The 21,121-nt window shown below is 74.1% G+C and carries 17 protein-coding genes; all 17 read right to left on the minus strand.

Annotated elements, in window-relative coordinates:
• Nucleotides 1-18 precede the first annotated feature (18 nt).
• The 17 genes from rpe to acs all read right to left on the minus strand — a co-directional run bounded on the left by rpe (nucleotide 19) and on the right by acs (nucleotide 21,071).
• The gene (rpe, locus tag FGD68_RS11300; protein ID WP_119373563.1) at nucleotides 19-687 is read right to left on the minus strand and encodes a ribulose-phosphate 3-epimerase; all 669 of its coding nucleotides are present in this window, start codon (nucleotides 685-687) and stop codon (nucleotides 19-21) included.
• A gap of 10 nt (nucleotides 688-697) precedes the next feature.
• Nucleotides 698-2,197 carry an RsmB/NOP family class I SAM-dependent RNA methyltransferase gene (locus FGD68_RS11305; RefSeq protein WP_237609448.1) on the minus strand — a complete coding sequence of 500 codons (1,500 nt, stop codon included), beginning with the start codon at nucleotides 2,195-2,197 and terminating at the stop codon, nucleotides 698-700.
• Nucleotides 2,194-3,111, minus strand: a complete 918-nt coding sequence (gene fmt, locus FGD68_RS11310; protein ID WP_119373713.1) for a methionyl-tRNA formyltransferase — start codon at nucleotides 3,109-3,111, stop codon at nucleotides 2,194-2,196. Before fmt ends, FGD68_RS11305 begins: the two co-directional genes overlap by 4 nt.
• Before the next feature lie 91 nt (nucleotides 3,112-3,202).
• Nucleotides 3,203-5,320: a primosomal protein N' gene (locus FGD68_RS11315; RefSeq protein WP_262914781.1), complete on the minus strand. Its 2,118-nt coding sequence runs from the start codon at nucleotides 5,318-5,320 to the stop codon at nucleotides 3,203-3,205.
• A 42-nt stretch (nucleotides 5,321-5,362) separates the two neighbouring features.
• A complete protein-coding gene (gene metK, locus FGD68_RS11320; RefSeq protein WP_119373702.1) occupies nucleotides 5,363-6,574 on the minus strand; it encodes a methionine adenosyltransferase in 1,212 nt (403 codons plus the stop codon).
• 39 nt (nucleotides 6,575-6,613) lie between these two features.
• Nucleotides 6,614-7,831, minus strand: a complete 1,218-nt coding sequence (gene coaBC, locus FGD68_RS11325; protein ID WP_237609449.1) for a bifunctional phosphopantothenoylcysteine decarboxylase/phosphopantothenate--cysteine ligase CoaBC — start codon at nucleotides 7,829-7,831, stop codon at nucleotides 6,614-6,616.
• Nucleotides 7,832-7,909: 78 nt separating this feature from the next.
• A complete protein-coding gene (rpoZ, locus tag FGD68_RS11330; RefSeq protein ID WP_012038467.1) occupies nucleotides 7,910-8,179 on the minus strand; it encodes a DNA-directed RNA polymerase subunit omega in 270 nt (89 codons plus the stop codon).
• Between the two features lie 48 nt (nucleotides 8,180-8,227).
• Entirely contained in the window at nucleotides 8,228-9,136 is a 909-nt protein-coding gene (gene gmk / locus FGD68_RS11335) for a guanylate kinase (RefSeq protein ID WP_119373724.1), read from the minus strand.
• Nucleotides 9,133-10,026 carry an orotidine-5'-phosphate decarboxylase gene (gene pyrF, locus FGD68_RS11340; protein WP_237609450.1) on the minus strand — a complete coding sequence of 298 codons (894 nt, stop codon included), beginning with the start codon at nucleotides 10,024-10,026 and terminating at the stop codon, nucleotides 9,133-9,135. The genes gmk and pyrF overlap by 4 nt, the downstream gene beginning before the upstream one ends.
• The gene (gene carB, locus FGD68_RS11345) at nucleotides 10,023-13,313 is read right to left on the minus strand and encodes a carbamoyl-phosphate synthase large subunit (protein ID WP_119373316.1); all 3,291 of its coding nucleotides are present in this window, start codon (nucleotides 13,311-13,313) and stop codon (nucleotides 10,023-10,025) included. Before carB ends, pyrF begins: the two co-directional genes overlap by 4 nt.
• A complete protein-coding gene (carA, locus tag FGD68_RS11350) occupies nucleotides 13,313-14,482 on the minus strand; it encodes a glutamine-hydrolyzing carbamoyl-phosphate synthase small subunit (RefSeq protein ID WP_182480936.1) in 1,170 nt (389 codons plus the stop codon). Before carA ends, carB begins: the two co-directional genes overlap by 1 nt.
• Nucleotides 14,483-14,487: 5 nt before the next feature.
• Nucleotides 14,488-15,015 carry a PH-like domain-containing protein gene (locus FGD68_RS11355; protein ID WP_237609451.1) on the minus strand — a complete coding sequence of 176 codons (528 nt, stop codon included), beginning with the start codon at nucleotides 15,013-15,015 and terminating at the stop codon, nucleotides 14,488-14,490.
• Complete coding sequence (locus FGD68_RS11360; RefSeq protein WP_237609452.1) at nucleotides 15,012-16,424, minus strand: dihydroorotase; 1,413 nt, start codon at nucleotides 16,422-16,424, stop codon at nucleotides 15,012-15,014. Before FGD68_RS11360 ends, FGD68_RS11355 begins: the two co-directional genes overlap by 4 nt.
• Nucleotides 16,421-17,377: an aspartate carbamoyltransferase catalytic subunit gene (locus tag FGD68_RS11365; RefSeq protein WP_119373502.1), complete on the minus strand. Its 957-nt coding sequence runs from the start codon at nucleotides 17,375-17,377 to the stop codon at nucleotides 16,421-16,423. The genes FGD68_RS11360 and FGD68_RS11365 overlap by 4 nt, the downstream gene beginning before the upstream one ends.
• Nucleotides 17,374-17,958 carry a bifunctional pyr operon transcriptional regulator/uracil phosphoribosyltransferase PyrR gene (pyrR, locus tag FGD68_RS11370; RefSeq protein ID WP_119373501.1) on the minus strand — a complete coding sequence of 195 codons (585 nt, stop codon included), beginning with the start codon at nucleotides 17,956-17,958 and terminating at the stop codon, nucleotides 17,374-17,376. The genes FGD68_RS11365 and pyrR overlap by 4 nt, the downstream gene beginning before the upstream one ends.
• Nucleotides 17,959-18,047: 89 nt before the next feature.
• The gene (locus FGD68_RS11375; RefSeq protein ID WP_119373500.1) at nucleotides 18,048-18,941 is read right to left on the minus strand and encodes a GNAT family N-acetyltransferase; all 894 of its coding nucleotides are present in this window, start codon (nucleotides 18,939-18,941) and stop codon (nucleotides 18,048-18,050) included.
• A 78-nt stretch (nucleotides 18,942-19,019) separates the two neighbouring features.
• The gene (acs, locus tag FGD68_RS11380; protein ID WP_237609453.1) at nucleotides 19,020-21,071 is read right to left on the minus strand and encodes an acetate--CoA ligase; all 2,052 of its coding nucleotides are present in this window, start codon (nucleotides 21,069-21,071) and stop codon (nucleotides 19,020-19,022) included.
• Between the last annotated feature and the right edge of the window lie 50 nt (nucleotides 21,072-21,121).

Here is a 21,121-nt window from a genome sequence, read left to right on the forward strand (position 1 = left end):
ATCCGCGCCGGGCGTCCGTCAGTGCGCGTGCGTGTGCGCCTCGGCCGCGCGGCGCAGCTCGGCGATGGCCGCCTCGGGGTCGCCGCCGCGGAAGACGCCGGATCCGGAGACGAACGTGTCCGCGCCGGCCTCGGCCGCGCGGCCGATGGTCTCGACGTCGATGCCGCCGTCGACCTGGAGCCACACGTCGTGGCCGGAGTCCCGGAGGCGCGACCGGAGCGCGCGGAGCTTCGGCATGGTCTCGGGCATGAAGGACTGGCCGCCGAAGCCGGGCTCGACCGTCATCACGAGCACCTGGTCGAACTCGGCGAGGAGCTCGAGGTAGTCGTCGACGGGCGTGCCGGGCTTCAGCGCGATGCCGGCACGGGCGCCGATCTCCCGGAGGCGCCGCGCGAGCGCGACCGGCTCCCGGGTGGCCTCGGCGTGGAAGGTCACGCTCGCCGCGCCCGCCTCCGCGTAGCCGGGGGCCCAGCGGTCGACGTCGTCGATCATCAGGTGGATGTCGAGCGGTACCGGGGTCACCTGCTGGAGTCGCTCCACCATCGGCAGGCCGAACGTGAGGTTCGGCACGAAGTGGTTGTCCATGATGTCGACGTGCACGAGGTCGGCGGTGGCGAGGCGCTGGATCTCGCGCTCCAGGTTCGCGAAGTCGGCGGACAGGATGCTCGGTTCGATGCGGACGGGCATGGTCCCGACCCTACCGGCGGGTCAGCAGGGCGATGAACATGGCGTCGGTGCCGTGGCGGTGCGGCCAGAGCTGCACGCTGGATCCACGGGTCGCGGCGTCGGGGTCGCCCTCCGGCAGCTTGAGGTCGCCGTCGGCCACGTCCTGGAGCACGGCGCGCGTGTCGAGCGCGGTCACGTCGGGGTGGCGCTGGAGCGCGGCCTGCACGATGGCGCGGGTCTCGGCGAGGTGCGGCGAGCACGTGACGTAGGCGAGGATCCCGCCGGGTGCCAGCGCGCCGATCGCCGAGTCGATGAGCCCCGTCTGCAGGGCGCCGAGGCCCGCGACGTCGCGCGGGGTCTTCCGCCAGCGCGCCTCGGGTCGGCGGCGGAGGGCGCCGAGGCCGCTGCAGGGCGCGTCGAGGAGGATCCGGTCGAACGCGCCCGGGTGCTCCTCCCCCACGGTCGTGCCGTCGGCCTCCCACACCTCGGTGTCGCCGGGGACGGCGCGGAGCGCGTCGCGGACGAGCCCGGCGCGGGCGGGGACGAGCTCGTTCGCGGTGAGCAGGGCGCCGGAGCGACCGGCCTCGGCGGCGAGGAGCGCGGCCTTGCCGCCGGGACCCGCGCAGAGGTCGAGCCAGCGCTCGCCGGGGGCGACGGGTCGGGCGCGGCTGAGGGCGAGCGCGGCGAGCTGGGATCCCTCGTCCTGCACGCGGACGCGGCCCTCGGCGACGCCGGGCGCGTCCATGGGGTCGCCGCCCTCGAGATAGGCGCCGACGGGAGAGAAGGCGGCCGGCTGCTCGCCGGTCTCCTCGACGGTCGCGAGGCCCGGGAGCGCGACGAGGCTGACGGCGGGCGCCGCGTTGTCGGCGCGCAGCAGGTCCTCGAGCTCGTCGGCGCGGCCCTCGCGGGCGAGCGCCTGGCGGAGGGCGCGGAGCACCCAGAGCGGGTGGGAGTGCTCGAGGGCGAGCCGCTCGTCGTCGCTCGCGGCGCTGTCGAGCACGCGCTGCCGCCACTCGGCGGGCTCCGAGCGCGTGATGGTGCGGAGGACGCCGTTGACGAAGCCCGTGGCCGAGCGGGATCCGACCGCGCGCGCCATGTCGACGCCCTCGTTGACGGCCGCGTGGGTCGCGACGCGCATGCTGAGGAGCTGGTGCACCGAGAGGCGGAGCACGTCGAGGATCGGCGCGTCGATCGCCGCGACGGGACGGCCGGCGGCCAGCTCGATCACGCGGTCGTAGTAGCCGGACATGCGCAGGGTGCCGTAGGCGAGCTCGGTGGCGAGCGCCGCGTCCTGGGCGCTGAGGGCGGCGCGGCGGATCCTGACCGGCAGCAGCAGGTTCGCGTACGCGTCCGACTCGCGGACCGCGCTCACGACCTCGTAGGCGACCCGGCGGGCCGGGCTGACGGAGGCGGGGCCGCCGACCGCCGCCCGGTCGTCGGCGGGGCGGGACCCGCGGTCGCCGGCGCGGCGCGCGCCACCCGGGCGGCGGCCGTCCGGTCGACGGGCGGGGGATCCGGTGCTGTCGCTCATCGTGCGGTGATGTCCCTCGTCGTGACGCCGCGCCACCAGTCGGCGGCGGGCATGGGCTTCTTCCCCGCGGGCTGCACCTGGATGAGCTCGACGGGATGGCTGGTGGTGCCGACCATCACGGCGCCGCCGACGGACTCGATGCGCCCGGGTTCGAGCGGGGCGGCGTCGCGCAGCTCGGCTGCACGGTGCACCTTGACGCGCACATCGTCCACGGAGGTGAACGCGCCGGGCTCCGGCGTCACGCCCCGGATCTGCGCGAGCACGGCATCCGCCGGGCGCGCCCAGTCGATCCGGCCGTCGTCGATGGAGGTCTTCGGCGCGAGCGTGGGCTCGCCCTCCTGGGGACGCGCGACAGCGCGGCCCGCGGCGATCCCGTCGACCGTGCGGACGAGGAGGTCGGCGCCCTGCATCGCGAGCGCGTGCAGCACGTCCCCCGCGGTCTCGTGCGCGCCCGTCGGCCGCTCCTCCACGGCGTACACGGGACCGGTGTCCATGCCCCGCTCCAGTCGGAAGACGCTGGCGCCCGTGACGGTCTCGCCCGCCATGATCGAGCGCTGCACGGGCGCCGCTCCCCGCCACCGGGGCAGGAGGGAGAAGTGCAGGTTGATCCAGCCGTGCGCGGGTGTGGACAGCAGCGGCTCCCGCACGAGGCCGCCGTAGGCGACGATCACCCCGAGGTCGGCCCCGACCGCGGCGATGCGGGCGGTCGCCTCCTCGTCCAGCCGGTTGGTGCGGAGCGTGGGGATGCCGAGCCCCTCGGCCTCCCGGGCGACGGGCGACGGCGTCAGCAGACGCTTGCGGCCGGTGGGCGCGTCGGCCCGCGTGACGACGAGCGCCACCTCGTGGCCCGAGGCGTGCAGGCGGACGAGCGACGGGACGGCCGCGCGGGGCGTGCCGGCGAAGACGAGTCTCATGCGGTTCCCTCCCGGGGACGGCGTGCGGGACGAGCGGTGGATGCAGGACGGGCTGTCGGGCCGGGTGCGCGGTCGGCTCGACGGACGCGCATCAGAACAGCCCCGTGTCGTCGAACCGTACACGGAGCGGGACCGTGGGCCGGAACCCGGTGCGGCCCGCGACGGGCTTGCGGCGGCTGGAGGCGTTCCTCACGACGGCGGCGCGGAGCTCGCGCGCCGCGTCGGCGCCGCTGGCGTAGTCGAGGCGGACGATGGCGCGGACCCGGCCCTGCTCGGTGGGCACCGGGCCGAGCACGTCGACCCCCTCGATCCCGTCGAGCCGCTCGACCGCCTGACCGACCGCATCCGGCAGCCCCTCGACGCTCGCGGCGCGCACGGCAGGCGGGAAGCGAAGTGCGCGTCGCTCGAGCAGCTCCTCGCGGGCGTACCTCGCCTGCTGCCAGGTGGCGAGGGCGCGCGCGACCTGGCCGCCGACGCCCACGAGCATCACGGGCGCGCGCGGAGCCGCGAGGGCGGCGGCGTTGGACCACTGGCGGAGCACGTCCTCCCCCACCCGGAGGCTCTCGCGCGCGAGCATGCGCTCCCCGTCGAGCAGCAGGATCGCGCGGTATCCGCCCGCGGCGACGGGCTCGGCCCCGCGCGTGGCGACGACGAGCCGCGACTCCGCGTCGACCTCCTGCACGTGGCGCTCGCCGTCGGCCAGCACCACCTGCACGCCGGGGAACGCGCGGCCGAGCTCCTCCGCCGTGCGGCCCGCGCCGATGGTGACGAGGCGCAGCTCGTCGGATCCGCAGTTGGCGCAGCGCCAGTCGCCCGCGAGGTGCCCGCACCAGCCGCACGTCGGCGTGCTCGTGGCGGTGGACATGCCGAGCGGGCCCGTGCAGACGGTGCAGCGGGCGGCCTGGCGGCAGGCGCGGCACGCGACGAGCGGCGCGTAGCCGGGTCGCGCGACCTGGATGAGGACCGGCCCGTGCTCGACGGCGTCCTTGGCGGCGCGCCACGCGCCCGACGGGATCCTGGCCTGCCGGGCGAAGCCCTCGTCGCCCGTCTGCGAGGTGGTCGGGATCACCCGCGGGGTCCGGGTGGCCGCGGGCGAGACGCTCGTGAGGTAGCCGATCGCGACGAGCCGCTCGACCTCGGTGCTCCGCGAGTGCGCGAGCAGCACGAGCGCCGTCCCCTGCTGACGGCTGCGGAGGAGGGCGACGTCGCGTGCGTGGGCGTAGGGGCTGAGCGGCTCGGCGTGCAGCGGGTCGCCCTCGTCCCACATCGCGACGAGGCCGAGGTGCGGCGCGGGCGCGTAGACGGCCGAGCGGTTGCCGACGACGATGCGGGGCGCGTCGCCCAGGCCCGCGAGGAAGGAGCGGTAGCGGTCGGGGCCGGACTGGCGCGCGTCGGTGCGGAGGACGGAGCCCGCTGGCGCGTGCGCGGCGAGGGCGGCCTCCAGCTGGTCCTGGTCGCGGTAGTCGGGCACGACGAGGACGCTGCTGCGTCCCGACGCGAGCACGCGCGCCGCGGCCTGCGCGAGCGTGACGGCCCAGCGGCCGGCCCAGACGCCGCCGGGCAGCTCGACGACCTCGGGGATGGCGTCGACGGCCACACGACCGGATCCGTCGACAGCGGCGGCGAGGCCGTCGGGCGCGTAGCCGTCGATGGATGGGTGGTCCGCGGGCGGGGTCTCCGCCGGGGAGGTCTCCGCCGGGGAGGTCTCCGCCGCCGGGGCGTCCGCGGCGGTGGCGTCCGCCTGCGCGGTCGACACCGCGGCGGCGTCGGCATCCGCGTCGGCCGCCGCCGCGGCCTGGAGGTGCGCCTTCTCCACGCGCACCTGCCGCGGCGGCACGGCCAGGCGGATCACGTCGGACGCGGTCCCGGCCTGCCGGTCGGCGACCTCCCGCGCGAGCGTCCAGATCTCCGGGCGCAGCACGGGCAGCGGCGACACGACCTGCTCCACCTCGCTGAGCGCGCCGTCGTAGCCCCCGCCGTCGCCTACCTCGATGACGTAGCCGTCGGCCACCCGGCCCGCGGACCGGAGCGGCACGCGCACCCGGACACCGGGCACGCACGTCGCGCGGAGCTCCTCGGGCACCGCGTAGTCGAAGAGGCGGTCGAGCTGCGGCAGCGGCGAGTCGACCATCACCCGCACGACGGGCGGGCGTGTGCCCGTCTCGGCGGCGGGTGTCGCGGATCCGCGCCCGGCCTCCCCCGCGGTCACCCGACCCTCCCGGTCATGCCGGGACCCGGGCGGCGGGGTGCGTCAGAGGCCCGCGGCGCTCTGCAGGTCGGCGACACGGTCGAGCGCCTCCCAGGTGAAGTCCGGCAGCTCGCGACCGAAGTGCCCGTAGGCGGCGGTCTGCGCGTAGACGGGACGGAGCAGGTCGAGCCGCTCGACGATGGCGGCGGGACGCAGGTCGAAGGTCTCGCGGATGGCGCGCACGATGCGCTCCTCGGGCACGTGCGCCGTGCCGAAGGTCTCGACGTAGAGGCCCACGGGCGCGGCCTTGCCGATGGCGTACGCGACCTGCACCTCGAGGCGGTCGGCGAGGCCCGCCGCGACCGCGTTCTTGGCGACCCAGCGCATGGCGTACGCGGCGCTGCGGTCGACCTTCGACGGGTCCTTGCCGCTGAACGCGCCGCCGCCGTGCCGGCTGAACCCGCCGTACGTGTCGACGATGATCTTGCGTCCGGTGAGGCCCGCGTCGCCCTTCGGCCCGCCGATCTCGAACTTGCCTGTGGGGTTGATGAGCAGCGTCGCGTCGCGGGAGTCGAGCTCGATGCCGATCTCGGCCGCGGCGGCGAGCACCGGGCGGATCACGTGCTCCTCGACTTCGCGGCGGAGGTCCTCCTGGGAGACCTGCGGGCCGTGCTGCGTCGAGAGCACGACCGTGTCGACCGTGCGCGGCACGAGCCCCTCGTAGCCGATGGTGACCTGCGTCTTGCCGTCGGGCCGCAGGTACGCGAGCTCGCCCGAGTGGCGGACGGCCGCGAGGCGCTCGGCGAGGCGGTGCGCGAGGTAGATGGGCAGCGGCATGAACACGGGGGTGTCGCGCGACGCGTAGCCGAACATGAGGCCCTGGTCGCCGGCGCCCTGGAGGTCGTGCGCGTCGGTGGACGCGGATCCCGAGCGCGACTCGTACGAGCGGTCGACGCCCTGCGCGATGTCGGGCGACTGCGCGCCGATGGACACCGTGACGCCGCAGTTGCTGCCGTCGAAGCCGACCTCCGAGGAGTCGTAGCCGATGTCCCGGATGCGGTCGCGCACGATCTGCGGGATGTCGACGTAGCCGCTCGTGGTGACCTCGCCCGCGACGTGCACGAGGCCCGTGGTGACGAGCGTCTCGACGGCCGCGCGGCTCGTCGGGTCCTGCGTGAGGAGGGCGTCGAGGATGCTGTCCGAGATCTGGTCGCAGATCTTGTCCGGGTGGCCCTCGGTGACGGACTCGGAGGTGAACAGGCGCAGGTCGGTCACGGGTCGCTCCAGGGGGATCGCGTGGTCGCGCGCCGTTCGCTACTGCGGCGCCGGCGAGCCCACTACGTCGAGAATTCGATGGGCGACCTGCTCCTTGGAGCCGGAGGCCTCGGCAAGTGTATCGCCGGACCTGTCGAGCACCGTGATCGTGTTGCCCTCCGTGGCGAACCCCTCGGACCACCCGACCCTGTTGAGGACGAGGAGGTCGCAGCCCTTCCGCGCGAGCTTCGCGCGGCCGATCCTGAGCCGCTCGGCTGGGTCCTCCTCGGTCTCCGCCGCGAAGCCCACGACCAGGCGGCGGGTGCCGTCGGCGCGCGGCACGGCCGCGTCGGACGCGAGCCGCTGCAGGATGTCGGGGTTCCGCACGAGCTCGACGGTCAGCGCGTCGCCCGCCTCCTCCTTCGTGATCTTGCCCGCGGACACGGCGACGGGCCGGTAGTCGGCGACGGCCGCGGCCATGATCACGACGTCGGCGCCGTCCGCCTCGCGGAGCATCGCGTCGGACAGCTCGAGCGCGGTCGAGACCGGCACCACGCGGACGCCGGCGGGCGCGGGCACCTCGAGGTGCGCGGCGACGAGCACGACGTCGGCGCCGCGGTCGCGCGCGGCGACTGCCAGCGCGACGCCCTGCCGACCGGAGGACCGGTTGCCGAGGAAGCGCACGGGATCCAGCGGCTCGCGCGTGCCGCCCGCGGACACGAGGACGCGGCGGCCCTCGAGGTCGCGGCCCCCCGGACGGACGGCGGCGAGGGCCGCGGCGAGCACGTCCTCCACCTCGGCCATGCGGCCGGGCCCGGAGTCCGTGCCGGTGAGCCGGCCCGATGTGGGGCCGACGAGCGTGGCGCCGCGGGAGCGCAGGAGGGCCGCGTTGGCCTGCGTCGCCGGGTGCTGCCACATCTCGGTGTGCATCGCGGGGGCGACGACGAGGGGCGCACGGCTGGCGAGGATCGTGGTGCCGAGCAGGTCGTCCGACAGGCCGAGGGCCATGGTCGCGAGCGTGTGCGCGGTGGCGGGGGCGACGACGATGAGGTCGGCCTTCTGGCCGAGCGCCACGTGGCGGACCTCGGACACCCCGTCGTAGAGGTCGCTCGTCACCGGGTTCCGGCTGACGGCCTCGAGCGTGGGCTTCCCGACGAACCGGAGCGCCGCCTCGGTGGGCACGACGTGCACGTCGTGGCCGAGGAGCACGAGGCCCCGGACCACGCCGACGGCCTTGTAGGCCGCGATGCCGCCCGTGATCCCCACGACGACCATCACGCAGCGGCGCTCCGGGGCTCGAGGGCGGGGAGGGCGTGCGGCGTGCGGTCGGCGCGGGGCATCCGGGACAGCGGGCGGCTAGGAGGCCGCGGGCTCCACGATGGGGGTGGCGACGAGCTTGTCCTCGTTGATCTCGTGCATCGCGACCGAGAGGGGCTTGTCGTCGATGGTGCTGTCGACGAGCGGTCCGACGTTGTCGAACAGGCTGCCCTCGTGCAGGTCGGCGTAGTAGTCGTTGATCTGGCGGGCCCGCTTGGAGGCGAAGATCACGAGCGCGTACTTCGAGTCGACCTTCGAGAGGAGCTCGTCGATGGGCGGGTCGATGATGCCCTGGGTCTTGTCAACCATGGATGTGCCGCTTCCTCATTGCATGGAAGAAGGCCGCACTGGTCCGTGTCATGGACCGACGGCCTTCCGGGATATCATCAAGTCTACGACCTCGCGCGCCGCCTCCGCGACATCGCGGTTGACGACGAGGTGGTCGAACTCGTCCTGGGCGGCCAGCTCGACCTTCGCGGTGTCCAGCCTGCGCTGCTGCTCCTCGGGTCCCTCGGTGCCGCGACCGACCAGGCGGCGCACGAGCTCCTCCCAGGTGGGCGGCAGCAGGAACACGAGCCGCGCCTCGGGCATCGCGGCCTTCACCTGGCGCGCGCCCTGGATGTCGATCTCCAGCAGCACGCTCCTGCCCTCGGCCAGCGCGGCGTCGATGGGCGCGCGCGGCGTGCCGTAGCGGTGCGCGTTGTGCACCGTGGCCCACTCGAGGAGCTCGTGCTGCTCGACCATGCGGTCGAACTCGGCGTCCGACACGAAGAAGTAGTTGACGCCCTCGACCTCGCCGGGACGCGGCGCGCGCGTGGTGGCGGAGACGGAGAGCAGCACGTCCGGCTCGTTCTCGCGGATGAAGGTGGAGACGGTGCCCTTGCCCACCGCGGTGGGTCCCGCGAGCACCACGAGCCGGCTGGGCTCGACGATCTGCTTCGCGGCCTGCCACTCCTCGAGGAAGCGGGTGAGGCGCACGCGCTGGTGGACGCCGAGGCCGCCGAGGCGCTTGGCGGTGGAGATGCCGAGGTCGCCGAGGATCCGCTCGAGCTTGGTGGGGCCGATGTTCGGGATGCTCGTGAGGAACTCGGTGACGCGGAGCGTGGCCTCGGCGCGGTGCGCGGGATCCGCGGACGCGTCGAGGACGCCGAGCGGGGTGCGCTCCCCCGCGACGATGTCGTGCTTCACCTGCGCGCGTGCGCGGCGGGCGGCGACGGCGGCCTGCGACGCGGCGACCCGGTCGACCTCGGGTGGTTCGGGCCTCATGGCAGCACCTCTTCGAGTCGTCCGGCGTGGTCGGTGACGGCCTCCGCGACACCCCGTGGCCCTGCCGTGAGGATACTCCGCGACGCGGCCGCGATCACAACGCCGGCGGCCGGGCCGAACAGCTTCCGGACGTCGCCCAGCAGCGCGCCCTGGTGGCCGAAGCCGGGCGCGAGGATCGGGGTGCGGAGGAGCCGCGCGAGGTCGAGCCCGGCGTCGGCGGCGTCGACGGTCGCTCCGACGACGAGCCCGAAGGACCCGGGATCGGCCGACGGGTCGTCGAGCGGGCCGTTCGCGGCGACGGCCGCGTCCTGGATCCCGCGGGCGACGGTGCGGGCGGCCGCGGATCCGTCGCCGGGGAGCACGGCGCGCTGCAGGTCGCGCGCCTCCGGGTTGGAGGTCGCGGCGAGCACGAAGACGCCCGCGCCCCAGCCGTCCGCGGCGGTGCGCACGCCGTCGAGGGATCCGACGCCCGTGTACGCCGTGAGGGTGACGGCGTCGGCGCGCAGCGGGCTGTCGGGCGCGAGCCAGGCGGCGCCGTACGCGTCGACCGTGGAGCCGATGTCGCCGCGCTTGGCGTCCGCGATGACGAGGAGGCCGGCGTCGCGCGCCGCGGCGAGCACGCGCTCGAGGGCGACGTAGCCGGCGGATCCGTGGCGCTCGAAGAACGCGACCTGCGGCTTGACGATGCCGGCCCGCCCCGCGGTCGCCTCGACCACGCGGAGGCCGAACTCCTCGAGGCCGCGCGCGTCGTCGCCGAGGCCCCAGGCGTCGAGCAGCGGACGGTGCGGGTCTATGCCGACGCAGAGGTGCCCGTGCGCGCGGAACGTGCAGGCCAGCCGCGCGCCGAACGACGGGGCGTCGGGAACCGCCCCGCCGTCCGCGGTCGTCACCTGCGGGCCTCGCGGGCGATCGCGTAGTCCTGCAGGCTCGTCACGTCGAAGCCCGCGCGGATGGCGTCGAAGGACGCGACCGCCGCGGTGAGCTGCGCGATGGTCGTGAACAGCGCCTTGTCGGCCGCGACGGCCGCCGCGCGGATCTCGTAGCCGTCCGCGCGCGCCGTGCGGCCCGACGGGGTGTTGATGACGACGTCCACCTCGTCCCGGTTGATCAGGTCCACGATCGACGGCGAGTCTCCCGCGGCGGGCTCCTCGCTGTACTTGCGGACGACGCGCGCCTGGATCCCGTTGCGGCTGAGGATCTCCGCCGTGCCCGCGGTCGCCAGCACCTCGAAGCCGAGCTGCTGGAGGCGGAGCACCGGCAGCACGATCGAGCGCTTGTCGCGGTCGGCGACCGAGACGAACACCGTGCCCGAGAGCGGGAGGCCGCCGAACGCCGCCTCCTGGCTCTTCGCGAACGCGCGCGGGAAGTCGCGGTCGATGCCCATGACCTCGCCGGTGGAGCGCATCTCCGGGCCGAGCACGGAGTCGACGATGAGGCCGTCCTTCGTGCGGAACCGCTTGAAGGGCAGCACGGCCTCCTTCACGGCGACGGGCGAGTCCATCGGGACGTCGGATCCGTCGCGCTCGGGCAGGAGCCCGGACGACTTCAGCTCGGCGATGGACGTGCCGACCATGACGAGCGACGCGGCCTTCGCGAGCGGGATGCCGAGCGCCTTGGAGACGAACGGCACCGTGCGGCTCGCGCGCGGGTTCGCCTCGAGGACGTAGAGCACGCCCGCGCCGATCGCGAACTGCACGTTGAGGAGGCCGCGCACGCCCACGCCCTCGGCGATGGCGCGCGTCGCGTCGACGACCTGCTGGATCTGGCCGCGGCCGAGGGTCACGGGCGGGAGCGTGCAGCTCGAGTCGCCCGAGTGGATCCCGGCCTCCTCGATGTGCTCCATGACGCCGCCGACGTACAGCTCGGTGCCGTCGTAGATCGCGTCGATGTCGATCTCGATGGCGTCGTCGAGGAACCGGTCGATGAGGAGGGGCTTGCCCTCGCCGATGATCCCCTGGTCGGCCATGCGCAGGAAGTAGTCGTGCAGCGTGGCGGTGTCGAAGACGATCTCCATGCCGCGGCCGCCGAGCACGTAGCTCGGGCGGACGAGGACGGGGTAGCCGATCCCCTCCGCGACGACCACGGCCTCGTCGATCGCGACCGCGGTGCCGTTGCGCGGCGCGACGAGGCCAGCGGCGTCGAGGATCCCGGAGAACAGGCCCCGCTCCTCCGCGAGGTCGATGGCCGACGGGCTCGTGCCGAGGATCGGGACGCCCGCGGCCTCGAGGCCCTTGGCGAGCCCGAGCGCGGTCTGGCCGCCGAGCTGCACGACGACGCCGACGAGCTCGCCCGCCTGCTGCTCGACGTGCACGATCTCGAGCACGTCCTCGAGCGTGAGCGGCTCGAAGTAGAGCCGGTCGCTCGTGTCGTAGTCGGTGGAGACCGTCTCCGGGTTGCAGTTGATCATGATGGTCTCGAACCCGGCGTCCGCCAGCGCGAAGGACGCGTGCACGCACGAGTAGTCGAACTCGATGCCCTGGCCGATGCGGTTCGGGCCCGAGCCCAGGATGATCACCTTGCGGCGCTCGGACGGCACGATCTCCGTCTCGGAGTCGTAGCTGGAGTAGTGGTACGGCGTGAGCGCGGGGAACTCGCCCGCGCACGTGTCGACCGTCTTGTAGACGGGGCGGATGTCGGCCGCGTGGCGCGCGTCGCGCACCTCCTGCTCGGTGAGGCCGCGGATCTCGGCGATCTGCGCGTCCGAGAAGCCGTGGTCCTTCGCCTCGCGGAGCGTGTCGGCGTCGAGGGAGCCTGCGTCGCGCACGGCGTCGGCGACCTCGTTGATGAGCACGATCTGGTCGATGAACCAGGGGTCGATCTTCGTGGCGTCGAAGACCTGCTCCGCCGTGGCGCCCGCGCGCAGCGCCTGCTGCACCGTGACGATGCGGCCGTCGGTGGGCGTGCGGCTCGTCTCGAGCAGCTCGTCGACCGAGCGGGTCTCGGGGCCCCAGTGGAAGGAGGATCCGCGCTTCTCGAGCGAGCGCAGCGCCTTCTGCAGCGCGGTGGAGTAGTTGCGGCCGATGGCCATGGCCTCGCCGACCGACTTCATGGTCGTGGTGAGCTCGGCGTCCGCGGCCGGGAACTTCTCGAACGCGAAGCGCGGCACCTTCACGACCACGTAGTCGAGCGTGGGCTCGAAGCTCGCGGGCGTGACCTTGGTGATGTCGTTGGGGATCTCGTCGAGGCGGTAGCCGATGGCGAGCTTCGCCGCGATCTTGGCGATGGGGAAGCCCGTCGCCTTCGACGCGAGGGCGCTGGAGCGGGAGACGCGCGGGTTCATCTCGATGACGATGAGGCGGCCGTCGGCGGGGTCCACCGCGAACTGGATGTTGCAGCCGCCCGTGTCGACGCCCACCCGGCGGATGATGTCGATGCCGATGTCGCGCATGTGCTGGTACTCGCGGTCGGTGAGCGTGAGGGCCGGCGCGACCGTGATCGAGTCGCCCGTGTGCACGCCGACCGGGTCGACGTTCTCGATGGAGCAGACGACGACCGTGTTGTCGGCGGTGTCGCGCATGAGCTCGAGCTCGTACTCCTTCCAGCCGAGGATCGACTCCTCGAGGAGCACCTCGGTCGTGGGGCTCGACTGCAGGCCGTCGGCGACCATGCGCTCCAGCTCCTGGCGTGTGTGCGCGAAGCCGGAGCCGAGGCCGCCCATGGTGAAGGACGGGCGGATCACGAGCGGGTAGCCGAGGTCCTCGGCGAACTCCACGGCCTGCTCGAGCGTCTTGGCGACGTGCGAGCGGGCGACGTCGGCACCGGACTCGATGACGAGGTCCTTGAAGAGCTGCCGGTCCTCGCCCTTCTGGATCGCCTCGACCTTCGCGCCGATGAGCTCGACGCCGTGCTTGGCGAGGATGCCGAGCTCGTCGAGGCGGATGGCCGCGTTCAGCGCCGTCTGGCCGCCGAGCGTCGGGAGCACCGCGTCGGGGCGCTCCTTGATGATGATCTTCTCGAGCACCTCGCTCGTGATCGGCTCGATGTAGGTCGCGTCGGCGAAGTCCGGGTCGGTCATGATCGTGGCGGGGTTCGAGTTCACGAGGATGACGCGCACGCCCTCCTCACGCAGCACCCGGCAGGCCTGGGTGCCGGAGTAGTCGAACTCGGCGGCCTGGCCGATGACGATCGGCCCGGAGCCGATGACGAGGACGCTGTTGATGTCGTCGCGCTTGGGCATTACACGGTCTCCTGGGGGGTCGCGGCGGCGGGGGCGGTGCCCGACGCGTCGTGGATCAGCTCGATGAACCGGTCGAAGAGGTAGGACGAGTCGTGGGGACCCGCGGCCGCCTCCGGGTGGTACTGCACGCTGAAGGCGGGGATGTCGAGGCAGTTGAGCCCCTCGACCACCTGGTCGTTGAGCGAGACGTGGCTGACCTCGGCGCGGCCGAAGCCGGCGGGGCTGTCCACGGGGCCGTCGAGCGGCGCGGAGACCGCGAAGCCGTGGTTCTGGCTCGTGATCTCGACGCGGCCGGTGCGGCGGTCGAGCACGGGCTGGTTGATCCCGCGGTGGCCGAACGGCAGCTTGTAGGTGTCGAACCCGAGGGCGCGGCCGAGGAGCTGGTTGCCGAAGCAGATCCCGAAGAACGGGATGCCCTTTCGGAGGACGTCCTGCAGGAGCTCCACGTGGTACTGGGAGGCCTCGGGGTCGCCGGGGCCGTTCGAGTAGAAGACCGCCGTGGGCGCGAGCTCCTCGAGCTCCTGGGTGGTGATCGACTGCGGCACGACGTGCACGTCGAGGCCGCGGGCCGCGAGGTGCTTCACCGTGGCGGTCTTGATCCCGAGGTCGAGCACCGCGACGGATCCGATGCGGGGCCCTTCCGCGGGGATCGTGTACGTCTCCTGCGTGGAGACCTCGGCGGAGAGGTTGCGGCCCGCCATGTCCGGCGCCTGCCGGACCTGCGCGAGCTGCTCCTCGTCGCCGAGCGCGAAGGCGTCACCGGAGAAGACGCCGGCGCGCATGGCGCCCTCGTCTCGGATCCGGCGGGTGATCGCGCGCGTGTCGATGCCGGAGATGCCGACCACGCCCTGCGCGACCAGGTCGTCCTCGAGCGTGCGCTGCCCGCGGAAGTTGGAGACCACGCGAGAGGGGTCGCGGACGACGTAGCCGGCGACCCAGATGCGGCGGGACTCCATGTCGTCGTCGTTCATGCCGGTGTTGCCGATGTGCGGCGCCGTCTGGAGGACGATCTGGCCCGCGTAGGACGGGTCGGTGATGGTCTCCTGGTAGCCGGTCATGCCGGTCGCGAAGACGGCCTCGCCGAGGGTCACGCCGCGGGCGCCGTACGCGCGTCCGACGTACCTCCGTCCGTCCTCGAGCACCAGGACCGCCGGTTCGTGTCGGGCCATGTCGGTCACTTCCCTTCGTTGTCGTCGTCGTGCGCAGGGCGCGTGATGTGGTGGAGGGCGTCGACGAGCGCGGTCTTCTCGCGCGGGTCGATCACCCGGATGTACGTGTCGACCGAGGTCCCGGCCGCCGCGTCGAGGATCCAGGTGACGGCCACCAGGCCGCCCTCCTCCACGACGCGGTCGATCGCATAGGTCGCGAGCCCGGATCCCGTGATGCGGTCGGCGGGCACGAGCACCTCGCGCTCGCCGTCGATCGCGAGCACGAGGCCCGCGTCGTGCACCCGCGCAGCCGCGCGACCGCGGAAGCCGAGGGGCGCCACGGTCAGCCGGTCGAGCGGCTCCCCCGCTGTGGTCGTGGCGACGTAGAGCACGTCGACCTCGAGCGTCGGCGCGCCGAGCCCGGCGGGCGGGCGCGGCGGCTCGGGCAGCGCGCGCTGGCGTCGTCGGCGCGCGCGCCAGCCGAGCACCATGAGCGCGAGCAGCAGGACGAGGAGCGCGATCACCGTGATCGCGGGCACGAGGCGGCCGCTCATGCGCGCGCCTCCGGGACGCCGGCCGAGGTCGCCGCGTCGCGTGCGTCGGCGTCCGCGCGGTCGCGGAGGACGGCGGCGCGGGCGACGGTCTCGCGGTCGACGAGCGCGCCGTCGAGCACGGTCGGGTATCCGCGGTGGAAGGTCGCGACGACGCGGCCGGGCAGCGTCATCTCGAGGTAGGGCGAGTTGCCGCTGAGCCCGCCGAGGTCGTCGCGCCCGAAGACGCGCGACGCGGACGGGTCGTAGAGCGTGATGTCGGCCGGGGATCCGCCGGCCACGGCGTGCCCGTGCTCGGCGAGGCGGCCGATGCGCGCGGGCGCGTGCGACATGACGCGCGCGACGCCGGCCCAGTCGATCAGGCCGGTGTCGACCATGGCGAGCTGCACCACGGAGAGCGCCGACTCGAGGCCGACCATGCCGAACGCGGCCGCGTCCCACTCGCAGTCCTTAGCCTCCGTCGGGTGCGGCGCGTGGTCGGTCGCGACCACGTCGATCGTGCCGTCGGCGAGGGCGGCGCGGAGGGCCTCGACGTCCTCGCGGCGGCGCAGCGGCGGGTTGACCTTGTAGCGCGCGTCGTAGCCCGCGACCAGGTCCTCGGTGAGGAGGAGGTGGTGCGGCGTGACCTCGGCCGTGACGTCGACGCCGCGCGCCTTGGCCCAGCGGATCACGTCGACGGAGCCGGCGGTGGAGACGTGGCAGACGTGGAGGCGGGATCCCACGTGCTCGGCGAGCAGGACGTCGCGCGCGATGATCGACTCCTCGGCGACCGCGGGCCAGCCCGTGATGCCGAGCTCGCCGGACAGCGCGCCCTCGTTCATGGTGGCGCCCTCGGTGAGCCGCGGGTCCTGCGCGTGCTGCGCGATGACGCCGTCGAACGCCTTCACGTACTCGAGGGCGCGGCGCATGAGCAGCGGGTCGGAGACGCACTTGCCGTCGTCGGAGAAGACGCGGACGGCGGCGCGGCTGGAGGCCATCGCGCCGATCTCCGCCATCGACTCGCCGGCCAGGCCCACCGACACCGCGCCGATGGGGCGCACGGTCGCGTAGCCGGCCGCGTCGCCGAGCGCCTTGACCTGCTCGACCACGCCCGCGGTGTCCTGCACGGGCATCGTGTTGGCCATCGCGAAGACCGCCGTGAAGCCGCCGAGGGCCGCGGCGCGGGATCCCGTGAGCACGGTCTCGCTCTGCTCGTAGCCGGGCTCGCGCAGGTGCACGTGCAGGTCGACGAGTCCGGGCAGCGCGACGAGGCCGTCGGCCTCGATCACGTGGGCACCGGCGGGTGTCTCGAGGTCGGGGCCGATCTCGCGGATCAGCCCGTCGGCGACGAGGATGTCGGCCCGCTCGCCCGACGGCAGGGTCGCGCCGCGGATCAGGTGGGTGTCGTCGGGGTTCGTGTCGTTCTGGGTCATCGGTCGGCCTTCCCGTCGCCGGACAGCAGGAGGTAGAGGACGGCCATGCGCACCGAGACGCCGTTGGCGACCTGCTCGCGCACCGTGGACCTCTCCGAGTCGGCGGCGGCGGCGGATATCTCGAGCCCGCGGTTCATGGGCCCCGGGTGCATGACGATCGTATCGGCCCCGAGGAGCGCGAGCCGCGCGTCGTCGAGGCCCCAGATGCGCGCGTACTCGCGCGGGTTCGGGAAGAAGGCGGCGCGCATGCGCTCGGCCTGGATGCGGAGCATCATCACGGCGTCGGGCGCGCCCTCGACGAGCGCCGCGTCGAGGTCGTACCGCACCGTGACGGGCCAGGATCCGACGCCCACCGGCACGAGCGTGGGCGGTGCGACGAGCGTGACCTCGGCGCCGAGCGTCGTGAGCAGCCACGCGTTCGAGCGGGCGACGCGGGAGTGCAGCACGTCGCCGACGATGACGACGCGCGTGCCGTCGAGCCCCTTGCCCCGCGCGGCGGATCCGTGCAGCCTGCGGCGGATGGTGAACGCGTCGAGCAGCGCCTGCGTGGGGTGCTCGTGCGTGCCGTCGCCCGCGTTGACGATCCCGGCGTCGATCCAGCCGCTGCCGGCGAGCGTGTGCGGCGCGCCCGACGACGGGTGCCGGACGACCACGCCGTCGGCGCCCATCGCCTGCAGCGTCTGCGCGGTGTCCTTGAGGCTCTCGCCCTTGGAGACGCTCGACCCCTTCGCGCTGAAGTTGATGACGTCGGCCGACAGGCGCTTGGCGGCGGCCTCGAACGAGATGCGGGTGCGGGTGGAGTCCTCGAAGAAGAGGTTGACGACCGTGCGCCCGCGGAGCGCGGGCGTCTTCTTGATCTCGCGCGTGCCGACGTCGGCCATGTCCTCGGCGACGTCGAGGATGTGGATCGCCTCGTCGCGGGACAGGTCGCGGGTGGAGAGCAGGTGCCTCATGGGGTCGCCCCCTCTGCGGCGGATCCCGTCGCGGGCGCGTCGTCCGGGCCGGCGATGCTCACCGACTCCTCGCCGTCGGTCTCCTCGAGCCGGACGAAGATCCGCTCGGCGAGGCTGGAGGGCAGGTTCTTGCCCACGAAGTCGGCGCGGATGGGGAGCTCCCGGTGGCCGCGGTCGACGAGCGCGGCGAGCCGCACGGCCGTGGGACGGCCGAGGTCGCCGATCGCGTCGAGGGCGGCGCGCACGGTGCGGCCGGAGAAGAGCACGTCGTCGACGAGCACGACGGTGCGGCCGTCGACGCCGCCTGAGGGCAGGCGCGTGGGCGCGGGCGCGCGGGTCGGGTTCCGCTGCAGGTCGTCGCGGTACATCGTGACGTCGAGCGACCCCACCAGGTCGGCGGGGGCCTCGGGCTCGAGGCGGGCGATGATCCGGCCGATGCGCTCGGCGAGGACGGTGCCGCGGGTGGGGATCCCGAGGAGCAGCAGGCCGTGCGGGCCGCGGTTCGACTCGAGGATCTCGTGGGCGATGCGCGTGAGCGCACGGGTGATGTCAGAGGGCTGCAGCACGATGCGCTGAGGCAATCCGACCTCCTTCCCCGCCTCTCGGGACGGATGTTAAAGGTGGTCTGTTCCGCGGGTCACTCTAGCGGGTGTCGGCCCGTCGGTCACCGTCACGCCGCGCGGGTGCGGTCCCGGCGCTCGGGCAGCGCCACGAATCCCGCCGAGCGGTACGTCGCGACGGCGCCGCGGAGGTCACTCGGCGTGCACACGAGGGCCGCCGAGGAGCCGAGCTCGCGCAACGCTGCCGCTGCTGCGCGGCAGACTGCTCTCCCGTGGCCCTTCCCGCGCTGGTCCGCGCGCACGCCCATCGGCTCGAGGAGGCCAGGCCGCCCCTGCCCTGCCGACCAGACCGTGACTCCCGCCACGGGCACCCCGTCGGGGTCGCGGCCGAGGAGGCACACCATCGACGCCGTGTCGGCACCTGTCGCGCGACGGGCGGTGACGCCGGACGCCATGGTCGCCCACTGCGCGTCGGTGAAGGTCGCGTTGGCCCACGCGGACCGGTGGACGGCCGTGAACGCGGAAGAGGCACCGGGCACGACGCGCTCGACGCGGAGCCCGCCCGGGATCCGAACGGGCTCGGAGAGATCGAGCACCAGGGGGGTCCACGCCTCGCCCGCCGACCAGCCGGAGGTGGCGAGGGCCGCGTCGAGTGCCGTGCCCGCGGGGATCTCGACGGATGCCCGACCGACGGGCAGCACGCCGGCCTCGGGGTCCGCGATGTCCGCCCGCACGACGTCGGCGAGCGCCGGGTCCGACCACCGTTGCGGCGCCACCGTCGTCCGGAGGAGGCCAGGCCCGTCGAGGAACCCGATCGCCACGATCCGGCCGTCGTCGCGCCAGACGCGGAGCGCGTCGGCGACCGCACGCGACCCGTGCCGCTCCGCCCAGCCGATGTCGCCCGGGTGGAGCTGAACGGGCGCATCGTCGCGCTGCCATCGCCGGAGCGCGTCCACGACAGGACCGAGCTCGTCCGGACCGGGGGAAGTGAGGACGATGGACATGTCCTCATCCCATCACCCGGGCGACGCCAGGACCACCCCTCGGAGCACGGTCCCCGGCTCGACGGGCCGCGGTGTCCGTCAGCGGGAGGCGTCGAGCACCGCGCGGATCCGTCCGAGCACGGCGGCGTCCTGCAGGCTCGTGGCGTCGCCGAGGGGTCGGCCCTCCACGAGGTCGGCGAGGAGGCGGCGCATGATCTTGCCCGAGCGCGTCTTGGGCACGTCCGGCACGGCGACGATCCGGCGCGGCTTCGCCACCGGCCCGATCGCGCGCGCGACGTGCGTCGTGAGGACCGGCCCCAGCTCCGCGGCGAGCGCCGCCCAACCGTCGGCGTCGTCGTCCGCGGGGCGGTCGTCGCCGCGCGGGACGACGAACGCGACCACGCGCTGGCCGGTGAGCTCGTCGGCCACGCCCGTGACGCCGGCCTCGCCCACGCGCGGATGGGCTACGAGCGCCGACTCGATCTCGATGGTGGAGAGGCGGTGCCCGGACACGTTGACGACCTCGTCGATCCGGCCCTGCAGGGCCACGTCGCCGTCGACGTCGCGCCGGGCGCCGTCGCCCGCGAGGAACCAGCCGCGGTCGGCGAACCGCTCCCAGTAGGCGCTGCGGTAGCGGGCCGGGTCGCCCCACACAGTGCGGGCCATGCCGGGCCAGGGGCGCTGGATCACGAGTAGGCCGCCCTCCCCGTCCGCGGCGGGCTCGCCGTCGTCGTCGACCACGTCCACGCGGAACCCGGGCAGCGCGCGGCCGGCGGCGCCGGGCTTCAGGGTCGAGACGCCCGGCAGCGGGGCGATGACGGCGGCCCCGGTCTCGGACTGCCACCACGTGTCGACCACGGGCGCGGATCCCCCGCCGATCTCGCGGTGGAACCAGCGCCACGCGGCCGGGTTGATGGCCTCCCCCACGGAACCCAGCAGCCGGATGCTCGACAGGTCGTGCCCCGGGACGCCGTCGGGGAACCAGCCCATGAGCGAGCGGATGAGCGTGGGGGCGGTGTAGTACGTCGTCACCCCGTAGCGCTCGATGATCTCCAGGTGCCGCCCGCGGTGGGGCGTGTCGGGCGTGCCCTCGTAGATCACCTGCGTGAGCCCGTTGGAGAGCGGCCCGTAGATCTCGTAGGTGTGGGCGGTGACCCAGGCGAGGTCGGCCGTGCACCAGTGCACGTCGTCGGGCTTCGCGTCGAAGTGGGCCCAGTGCGCCCACGACGCGTGCGCGAGGTAGCCGCCGCTCGTGTGCACCAGGCCCTTGGGGCGGCCGGTGGTGCCGGATGTGTAGATGATGAAGAGCGGGTGCTCGGCGTCGAAGGCCTCCGGTGCGTGCTCGGGCGACGCGGATCCGACCGCGTCGTGCCACCAGACGTCGCGGCCCGCGGTCCACGGCACGTCCTGCCCGGTGCGGCGGACGACGAGCACGTGCTCGATCGACGCGACGCCCGCGACGGCCTCGTCGGCCTGCGGCTTGGTGGCGACCGCCTGGCCGCGACGGTTCTGCCCGTCGCTCGTGATGAGCAGCTTCGCGCCCGTGTCCTCGACGCGGAACCGCAGCGCCTCCGCGGAGAAGCCGCCGAAGACGAGCGAGTGCACCGCGCCGATGCGCGCGACCGCGAGGGTCGCGACGATCGTCTCGACGAGCACGGGCAGGTAGATCACGACGCGGTCGCCGGGACCGACGCCGAGCGCCGTGAGGGCGTTGGCGGCGCGGGACACCTCGTCCTGGAGCTCGCGGTAGGTGACCGTGCGGCGGTCGCCCGGCTCGCCCTCGAAGTGCAGCGCGACCTTCTCCCCGCGGCCGGCGGCGACGTGCCGGTCGACGCAGTTGGCGGCGACGTTGAGCCGTCCGCCCGCGAACCACGTGGCGGCGGGGACCTGCGGGGTGCCGTCTGCGGCGACGGGCGGGATCCACGTGTGCGCCGTCTCCCACGGCGTCTCCCAGTCGAGGCGGCGGGCGGCCTCCTCCCAGAAGGCGACGGGATCCGCGTCGGCGCGCGCGTACGCCTCCGCCGTGACGTTCGCGGCGGCGGCGAGCGCGGCGGGCGGCGGGAAGAGCGCCTGCTCGTGCGCCACGGCGCCCGGGGCGTCGGCGGCGGGTGCGGGTGCGGTCTCGGCCTGCTCGGTGCGCGGGGAGGTCATGCGCCGACGCTACGTTCCGCGCGACCGGGATCCGGAACCGGGATGTCACG

Origin of the sequence: Clavibacter californiensis (genome assembly GCF_021952865.1) — a bacterium.
Classification (GTDB): domain Bacteria; phylum Actinomycetota; class Actinomycetes; order Actinomycetales; family Microbacteriaceae; genus Clavibacter; species Clavibacter californiensis.

Bases quoted from the DNA above. Each gene is read 5' to 3' on its own strand.
- acs (WP_237609453.1), bottom strand. From the start codon at position 21,071: ATGACCTCCCCGCGCACCGAGCAGGCCGAGACCGCACCCGCACCCGCC.
- FGD68_RS11360 (WP_237609452.1), bottom strand. From the start codon at position 16,424: ATGACCCAGAACGACACGAACCCCGACGACACCCACCTGATCCGCGGC.
- carB (WP_119373316.1), bottom strand. From the start codon at position 13,313: ATGCCCAAGCGCGACGACATCAACAGCGTCCTCGTCATCGGCTCCGGG.
- rpe (WP_119373563.1), bottom strand. From the start codon at position 687: ATGCCCGTCCGCATCGAACCGAGCATCCTGTCCGCCGACTTCGCGAAC.
- FGD68_RS11305 (WP_237609448.1), bottom strand. From the start codon at position 2,197: ATGAGCGACAGCACCGGATCCCCCGCCCGTCGACCGGACGGCCGCCGC.
- carA (WP_182480936.1), bottom strand. From the start codon at position 14,482: ATGGCCCGACACGAACCGGCGGTCCTGGTGCTCGAGGACGGACGGAGG.
- rpoZ (WP_012038467.1), bottom strand. From the start codon at position 8,179: ATGGTTGACAAGACCCAGGGCATCATCGACCCGCCCATCGACGAGCTC.
- FGD68_RS11375 (WP_119373500.1), bottom strand. From the start codon at position 18,941: ATGTCCATCGTCCTCACTTCCCCCGGTCCGGACGAGCTCGGTCCTGTC.
- FGD68_RS11355 (WP_237609451.1), bottom strand. From the start codon at position 15,015: ATGAGCGGCCGCCTCGTGCCCGCGATCACGGTGATCGCGCTCCTCGTC.
- FGD68_RS11365 (WP_119373502.1), bottom strand. From the start codon at position 17,377: ATGAGGCACCTGCTCTCCACCCGCGACCTGTCCCGCGACGAGGCGATC.
- gmk (WP_119373724.1), bottom strand. From the start codon at position 9,136: ATGAGGCCCGAACCACCCGAGGTCGACCGGGTCGCCGCGTCGCAGGCC.
- fmt (WP_119373713.1), bottom strand. From the start codon at position 3,111: ATGAGACTCGTCTTCGCCGGCACGCCCCGCGCGGCCGTCCCGTCGCTC.